The sequence below is a fragment of the Bacillus sanguinis genome (genome assembly GCF_018332475.1).
GTDB lineage: Bacteria > Bacillota > Bacilli > Bacillales > Bacillaceae_G > Bacillus_A > Bacillus_A sanguinis.
Map to the genome: position 1 here is coordinate 1 of NZ_BOQB01000087.1, position 8,643 is coordinate 8,643.

The 8,643-nt window shown below is 33.9% G+C and carries 7 protein-coding genes and 1 pseudogene; 1 reads left to right on the plus strand and 7 read right to left on the minus strand.

Features of this window, described 5'->3' with window-relative positions:
* The 3 genes from KI369_RS11555 to KI369_RS11565 form a co-directional block, all read right to left on the minus strand.
* A partial coding sequence (locus KI369_RS11555; RefSeq protein ID WP_212956018.1) for a M23 family metallopeptidase occupies positions 1-871 on the minus strand: 871 nt, incomplete at its 3' end.
* Positions 872-953: 82 nt separating this feature from the next.
* Complete coding sequence (locus KI369_RS11560; RefSeq protein ID WP_212956019.1) at positions 954-2,021, minus strand: sensor histidine kinase; 1,068 nt, start codon at positions 2,019-2,021, stop codon at positions 954-956.
* Complete coding sequence (locus KI369_RS11565) at positions 2,011-2,709, minus strand: response regulator transcription factor (protein WP_212956020.1); 699 nt, start codon at positions 2,707-2,709, stop codon at positions 2,011-2,013. The genes KI369_RS11560 and KI369_RS11565 overlap by 11 nt, the downstream gene beginning before the upstream one ends.
* Positions 2,710-2,851: 142 nt before the next feature.
* Between KI369_RS11565 and KI369_RS11570 the strand changes: the two genes are divergently transcribed.
* Positions 2,852-3,382 (plus strand): GNAT family N-acetyltransferase, encoded by a 531-nt coding sequence (locus KI369_RS11570; protein ID WP_212956021.1) that lies wholly within the window; start codon positions 2,852-2,854, stop codon positions 3,380-3,382.
* Between the two features lie 117 nt (positions 3,383-3,499).
* Here KI369_RS11570 and KI369_RS11575 read toward each other — a convergent pair whose 3' ends face one another.
* The 4 genes and pseudogenes from KI369_RS11575 to KI369_RS11590 form a co-directional block, all read right to left on the minus strand.
* Positions 3,500-4,633 (minus strand): TIGR04053 family radical SAM/SPASM domain-containing protein, encoded by a 1,134-nt coding sequence (locus KI369_RS11575; RefSeq protein WP_212956022.1) that lies wholly within the window; start codon positions 4,631-4,633, stop codon positions 3,500-3,502.
* Positions 4,634-4,921: 288 nt separating this feature from the next.
* On the minus strand, positions 4,922-6,967 hold the full coding sequence (locus KI369_RS11580) for a class I SAM-dependent methyltransferase (protein ID WP_212956023.1): 2,046 nt from the start codon (positions 6,965-6,967) through the stop codon (positions 4,922-4,924).
* 329 nt (positions 6,968-7,296) lie between these two features.
* Positions 7,297-7,677 carry a BA_1872 family lipoprotein gene (locus KI369_RS11585; RefSeq protein ID WP_212956024.1) on the minus strand — a complete coding sequence of 127 codons (381 nt, stop codon included), beginning with the start codon at positions 7,675-7,677 and terminating at the stop codon, positions 7,297-7,299.
* Between the two features lie 123 nt (positions 7,678-7,800).
* Positions 7,801-8,585, minus strand: a pseudogene (locus KI369_RS11590) (ABC transporter ATP-binding protein).
* Positions 8,586-8,643: the final 58 nt, after the last annotated feature.

The following is an 8,643-nucleotide window of genomic DNA, read 5'->3' on the forward strand; positions in this document are numbered from 1 at the left end:
AATACCTTTTCTTATTACCACTTATGTATGTACCTCTTTCCGGCATTATCACATCTTTTTCAGTTCGAAAGTACAGTGGTAATCCTTCCGAAAGAAATATGCTCACCTTGGATGGATCCTGTCTTTGATGATGAATATGCAAATGCGGCTCACTTGAACTTCCCGAGTTACCGACTTGGGCAAGAACCTCTCCTTCATTTACATGTTGGCCTTCCCTCACTTTAATTGATCCTTTCTTTAAATGGGCCAGAACCATAAATGTCCCTGATTTATCTAGTCGTAAATAAATATGATTCCCCGCCATTGACTGAAAATCATCCTCTCCTGGAACTACATCTTTTTCATCATTATTGATAGATACAACTGTTCCAGAAGCTGGTGCCATTACTTCCGCTCCATATATTCCATAATCCTCTAACTTACTACTTTTCACTTCAGCAGGCGGAATAAGAATATCATATGCCCAGCGTTCATTCGGTTTTATAACATGATAGTTCGTTTCTATTCGATCACCGCCCCATCCCACTAATGCCCGTTCATTCAAAGGAAAGCGAACTACTGCTTTAGGATTCATAGAATGTACATCTGCTGGATAAGCAAGTCCCCCTATGTTAGCAAACCACCCTAAAGGCCAAGCTCCAATTATAGAGAAAAGAACGATGAAGAGTAGCGCTCTATCTATTCGCTTTCTGAAAATTCCTTTCCACACAAATAGTAAAACTGATCCTATCAAAATAAAGAGTGATACTATGCTAAAGGCTTGTATACTCCACCAAAAAATGACTGCTATAAAACCTTTAGCTAAATAAACTACACTCCAACTTATAATTAAAAATGCAACTAAAATTATTAATACATATTTCTTCCACATGTTGTATCCTCACTCTCATATCTTTGTTCTACATAATACGAAGTAAAAATTACGACATATAAAAGAAATACTTACGACTTTCTTACAATTCTTTATAACGCGGTAAAACGATAGTGAAAACCGTTTCTTTCTCGTTACTGCGCACAGTGATATCCCCTTTATGAAGATCTGCTATACTTCTCGCAATTGCAAGCCCCATTCCTTTTCCACCCGTATAAGAGCTACGTGATTTTTCACCACGATAAAACTTCTCAAAAATGTAAGGAAGGTTCTCATTCGGAATGCATTGTCCAAAATTTTTAATTTCTATTTCAACATTCATGTCTCTTTTAGAAACTTGAATCAAAATCTGTTTTCCGTCTTTCCCGTACATAATACTATTACTAATTACATTTTCGAACAGCCTCACCATAAGCGCTACATCCATTTCCACATGTAACTCCTTATCACCTTTCATACAAAAGCTCATATCGGCATCATCTAGTTGTGGTACAAAATCAATCATAATTTGTTCAATGAACGCTTTCACATTTACTATGCTTTTATGTAATTCAATTTCCTTATAATTTATTTGACAATACTCTAATAAATCATCTACTTGATTTTTTAATTCATAACTTTTTCGCTTTAATATACTTACATACTGTTCACATTCTTCTCTATTTGAATGAAGCTTATTTCCTAACAGGTCCGTGTAACCGATTAGAGATGTTACAGGTGTTCGTAAGTCATGAGAAATATTACTAATCATTTCATTCTTCATTTCCTGCGATCTTTTTTCATTTTCGATAGACTTTTTTAAACTTTTAGCCATTCTATTAACATTCGCTGCTAATTCACCAATCTCATCATTTTTTGAAACAGGTATATGTATTTCCAAATTACCACTACTTATTTCCTTCACACCCTTGTTAATTTCAGATAATCTTTTCATCATTGTTTTGGTCATGAATGCAAAGTATATTGTAGTAAAAGTTAAAAAAGCTATTAAATATAAAAATGAATACTTTTCCTCTAACGCAGTAACATGACTATATATATTTCTAATTACAATTTGAAACAATATTATACTTACAGTTGCTAACAAAATACTACATATGAATGCACTAAAAAACTTAGCTCTAATGCCTTGTAATGATTTAATCTTCAATTTTATATCCGACTCCCCAAACATTTTGAATAAACTTCGGTTCTTTTGGATTCTCTTCAATTTTATTTCTTAATCTTGCGATATGAACCATTACTGTATTATTGCTTTCATAAGCCCTTTCTTTCCAAACGCTCTCATATATTTCTTCAATAGTAAATACACGATTTTTTGCAGCTGCCATTAAGTACAAAATTTCATATTCCGTTTTTGTAAGATTGATTGTTTCTCCATATAACATTACTGTTCTCGACACTTCATCTATTTCTAAACCTCTAATGTTTATTTTCTTTTCTATTACTTGGACAGCATTTTGATTGAAATATGTATACCTTCTTAATTGGGCTTTCACTCTTGCGATAAATTCAATTGTACTGAACGGCTTCACAATATAATCATCTGCTCCCGTACTAAATCCAACAACTTTATCTACATCCGATGACTTGGCGCTTAAAAATATAATTGGTAAACTATGTTTCTCTCTAATCCGTCTACACAATTCTATCCCATCCATTTGTGGCATCATAATATCCAAAATAGCAAGTTGAATACTGTTATTATTTATAATTTCTAAAGCTTCTTCTCCGTTATGAGCACTAAAAACTTTAAAACCTTCTTGCATTAAATTCACGTTTATAAATCGAACAATATCTTGATCATCATCTACAATTAAAATTGAATTTTTCTCCATATACAAACCTCTTTTTGAAATATATTCCACAATCAATTTTATCACAAATCAAAACTATACTTCCCTCTTGAATAATCTTTATTTTCAGACTAGATTATATAATAACAACACATTCTAGTTTCAAAAGAAATGGAGTGAAAGCATGTTTCCTATATTGAAAACTGAACGACTCATTTTAAGAGAACTTACCGAAGAAGATGCACCGAGTATACTACAATGCTTCTCTAATACTGACGTACTGCGCTATTATGGCCAAAAACCATTACAGGATGTTGATCAAGTAAAACAAATCATTCATAACTTTAAGCTCAGTTACAATGCAAGAAGCGGTATAAAATGGGGAATCGAATTAAAAAACAAGAAAGAACTCATTGGTACCATCGGTTTTCACGATTGGTCTTCTGAGCATAAACGGGCCAATTTAAGTTATGCCTTTTTCCCTGAACACTGGGGAAAAGGATATGCAACTGAAGCTGTTTCTGAAGTTATATCATACGGTTTCCATACCATTCATTTAAAGCGTATCGGGGCAATTGTATTTCTTGAAAATGAAGCTTCTAATAAATTGCTATTAAAATTAGGTTTTGAAAAAGAAGGAGTTCTAAAGAATTATATGTATCAAGATGACATTCCCTATGATACGAATTTTTATTCTTTATTAAAATCGGTTTAATAGAATACATGTGTAAAAAACTTGTTTCAGTACAACAGTTATAGGTAGCGAATTTTTAATGAAGGATGCGAAGTACTATACTTTATAAAACATTAAAAAAGGGCTGTGAGTAAGCTTTTACTCATAGCCCTTTTTTATGTTCTTTTTCTGTTTTCGCAATGCTTTTGGTACGTATACGCAGAAAGGCTCACTTTCCATATAATCCCCCGTCATTGCATATGCTCTAGAACGAGATCCCCCACAAACATATCGAAACTCACAAACACCACACTTTCCCTTATACTTGTCAGGATTACGAAGATTTTGAAAAACAGGGGAGTTCCGATAGATTTCAGCTAGCGAATTTGTTCTAATATTCCCGGTTTTAATCGGCAATAACCCACTTGGATATACATCTCCAATATGAGAAATAAATACAAAACCGTTTCCATCATTCACCCCTTTTGGAGCACGCCCAAGCCCATTAACTCGCCCCGTCATCCCATTCATCAATACATCCTGATATTGAATGACCTGTTTTTCCTTTTTATGTTCTTTCATTTTTTCTTGGATCACAACACGTCTATAGTGCTGACCAGCTGTTGTTTTAATATCAAAAGAAACCTTTTTACTAAGTTGATATAGCCAACGGAATACCCTTTCATGTTGAGCTGGTGAAATCATATCTTTTTCCTTCCCTCGCCCTATTGGAACTAAGAAAAATATACTCCAGAGTACACATTCTAATTCTTCTATTAACACTGCCATCTCTTCAAGTGCATCCACATTATAATTAGAAACAACAGTATTAATTTGAATAGGAATTTTTAATTCATGCAAATAACGAATTGCATTCATCGTTAATTGAAATGACCCTTCTGTCCCTCTAAAATGATCGTGTATTTCAGCTGTTGGTCCATCTAAACTAAATGCCCATCTAGCAAGTCCTACTTCTTTTGCTTTTTGAATCGTTTCTTTCGTAACGTTCGGGGTGGCACTTGGTGTCATAGATACTCGAACACCTTTTTTCACTGCATATTCCACAATATCATATACATCTGGACGCATTAATGGATCTCCACCAGTAAATACAAGCATTGGATTTTCCATTTCATATATATCATCAATTAGTTTCTTTCCTTCTTCAAATGTTAGCTCTAGAGGATGACGATGATACTGTGCTTCTGCACGACAATGCAGACATTTTAATTGACATGCTCTTGTCAACTCCCATATTACAATAAACGGATTATCATTAAAATCAAGGTTCATCAATATTAACCTCCCATCAATTGATATTCCAATTGTAAAGTTATATATGTATTTATGGTGTGAGATGCATCACAAATAATACTCTTCCTCCCCTGCTGTTGATCTAAAATTTCTACCTTCCTCTTCAACAATTACAGAATCTCTTTTTTTAATATAAATACCCCTTTAGACTAAATTATCTAAAGGGGTAAAGCTACACAACTTTTTATAAACATCGCGGCTTTCTTCAACTCATCAAAGTTAAATTAAGTTGTTTTAAAATAGTATTTTTAAAGTTTTTCAACATCATTACCTCTTTTCTAAAACCATAAAGAACGTACTATCTGGTAGCGCAACCGCATCCCCAGACTCATCTGTAAACTCGATTTTCTCGCTAAGATGGTTTGTATATCCATCCTGCAAATAGTTCATAGCTTGAACGATATTTACTTTATCTCCAAAGATACCCTTTACGAAGTCCTTGTAGTCGTTTGGCGTAAAAATTCCAAACTGCTCCTGCACTTCATGAACGAAAGAGTCCTCGCCCCAGGTATATGTATATAAGAACTCCATTGCATCATTAACAGGCATTTTGACTGTATTGTCTGCAAGTACCTCATACTGGATTATACGCCCCTTAAATTCTTGGACATACTGCTCTAAGAACTTCATTCCGCTTGCATCTTTAAAACGAATCAACCGCATTAACCTTTTATCTTCGGTCATGATGCCATCACGAATGATAATACGGCCTCCTGGCTTTAACACCTCATAAGCACTCTGCAGCCCCTTTTTAATTACTTCATGATTAAATTTCTTACCTTCATACTCGATATAAGAGAACAGCTCATGAAGGATAGAAGAATATACAATCGTATCAACCGATTCTTTTTCAAATGAGCTGCTTAAATTGATTGCATCTCCTTTAATGACGTTCCAAGAACGCCCCTCGTTCTGCTTCTTCTTTTTCAACGTATCAATCACGTTTTCGGAAATATCGATACCGTAGATTCGTTTATCCTCGGTCTCTTCTTCAATCATGTCTAGCATGACACCACCACCGGCTCCGACATCTACAATCATATCTCCCTTTATATAATCAAGAATAATTCGTTTATCATCAGCCGAGCTATTCATATGCTCCAGATACACTTCTTCGTTATGGAATCTATCATATGCATCCTTTCGTAACCCGAAGAAATCAAACAGCAGCACATTTGCCCGAGCATGCATCATATCTATCTTTTCTGCCTCTACACAAAAGGTAATTAACGCCTCACCTACAGCAGAAAACTGAAACGACACATACGCAGTCTTCATATCTTCATCGACTTTAACCTGAAAAGAAACATGCGTTGTATTTGGTTTCTCGTTCTCACGGTACTCCCGTAAATACTTTTCAATAACCCGCTTACGATACACGTTGTCCTTTTTTTCGCCTTTGAAATCATAATGCAACTGCTGCATCAACTTCTCGAAATGTATATGCTGAACTTTTCTAGTGCCTATCTCATTCTTTAACATAACAAAAACTGTCCAAATATCCTCAAAGCTAAGAGCATGCATAGAAGGTTCTACATACCACAAATCCTTATTAGATAGGAATGTTTGAACGTCACTCTTCTCGCTCCCCATAATTATATCTTTTTCAAATGCTGACTCCTTATGTTTTGGCGTGAGTCTATGTATACGAGAAGTAAATGGCTCCATATAACCATCAAACAGACCATCAATTGTAATCTTCACATCGTTCTTCACTTCACTCCACAAAGCTTTTGATACGCCCTCAATAATGCATTGGTTAAGATAGTATAGAATCTCCTTTAACCTAACGTCTCCATATTCTTCTTTATATGTGTTAATTAAATCAACATGAGAGTCCAAACGAGCCTCCCCGCGTATATACTGCCCGATTAATCCATGTGTTCTAATTAAATCTTGAATAAACAAATACTCAGTAGAGTTTAAGTTTGTCTCTACACGTTCAATAAACTGAATATCACTAAAGATATCAGCAGAACCCTCGTTATGTACCAATAGATTAATCCCTTTTTTCTTCCATTGCTCCCGCTGTTTTAAAGATCCTACCTTTGCAAGCTCACTATACGTTAGTATCTTTTCAATAATACGATATGCTTCTTCATCTAAAGACAGTCCATCTAACACTTGCAGTGTACGGTGTACATAGTACAACACCGCATCTGTTTTTAATGCACCAAGTACTTGTACATTCTCATAGTTTTGATGTATCTCCTCTGCCTCAATTAGATGCTTTAACCACGTAGGGATTGCAACAGAAATCCCTTCAATATATGTATTTAGAACTTCAATGCTTTTCAACTTATTTCCCCCCATATATAATCAATATCGGTAGTAAGGTCTAGGACACCTTCTCCAAAAAGAGCATCACCTTATGTCCCTCCTCCTAAATACTACTACTTGCTTTTTACCATCTACATCTCTTTCGAATAAAAATGTATCAAACCCAATCTTTTTATCATGTAAAAGAGAGTTATAAATTCCGTTACTAACATCCCAAAGTTGTAAAATTTTCTTTTGTTCATCTCTTATTTTAACTTCATGAGGAATTTCGGAAGATCATCTCTTAGATTGATAAACATATGTTGTGACAAAATCAACTGAAAATGGAAACGGCAAGCGGGTGCACTCCACTTGCCGTTTTTTCATAGCTTAGTATGTATTTGAATTTCTTTTGCTTTCTCTTTTTCACCCTTCACGCGTACAATTAAATCATATGATCCGGATTTTGGAGCTTCAAAAGAAAGCAAACCTTCTTTTTGAGAAGTGATTTCTTCTTCATAAATAACCTTATCAGCTTTTGTAACTTGTAATAAAATCGTACCTTCTTCAACAGCTGCTTCATAAGGGATTTCCACATTTCCTTTTTCAGCTTTAAGCGTTTGTACATCGTAATACCCTTGCAGAGAACCAATTTTTAAAGTCGTTTCGCCATTTTTTTGAACCTTTGTAACTTGTGTTGCTGTATTGCATGCGCTTAAGAATACAACAAGAGTGAGAATCATAAATAAACGTAATGATTTCATAGAAATTCCCCTTTTTTATGTATATGTGAATTAAGATCCATTCTTTAACTATTTCAAAAACACCAACACCTAAAAAGAATCACTGCTTTTCTTCAATTTCTTTTTTAAATAATTTTTGAAACTCTAATCATTAAAAATCCTACTCTTTCTTACTTTAATTGTTTCTAAAATATAGATAAGAACCCCTAAACCAAATATCTTTTCAGCATTAGAAATATTATTACCTAATTTAATAATAGGTACATTTAATCCGAATCTTTCGCTCCATTCCAAAGGCATATATCCTCTTTTACAGTTTATTAATATCCGGTTATCCATTGTACGAAAAGAAGTTTCGAAAAAATCAAATTCAACTTCTACTTCAGAAATTTTTATCTTTTTTTCATTCGTTAAAGCACCACGTACCATTCCAAATCCTTGTATCATATTTTCTTTAAACATCCCTACACAATTATAATTTGAATCATAAATAGCCCAATCATAATTTTCAACTTCACTATGAAAATATGCTAGAATTTCTCCATCACTTGCTTCCAATCCAAAAACTTGTTTATTTTTTAAAACAGGTAATGTTGAAGAAACCATCTTTGTTCCTGCTACATATATCCCATCAGGAGTATATAAGCCCAAATGTTTATTATTTTCAGGTAATTCTAACAAAATATAAGTATCGATATCCCAAAACTTCAAATCATTTTCAACTATATTTTCTTTTAATAAATCGCCTTTTCTTAGTTGCCAAAATCCAATACCAAAAACAACAAATGAAACTATAATAATAAAAATTACTGGTCCCCAATTAATATTACCTCGAGTATTATATATACCAATTAATCCATAAAGAAAGAGCCCAATTCCAATCAAACACTTAAACTTCCCCTTTTTTTATAAAACTCAAATAATTCCACACAAACACCTCTATCAATTCATCTTAATACCCCAAATTACCTTTTAAGTATACCAAGG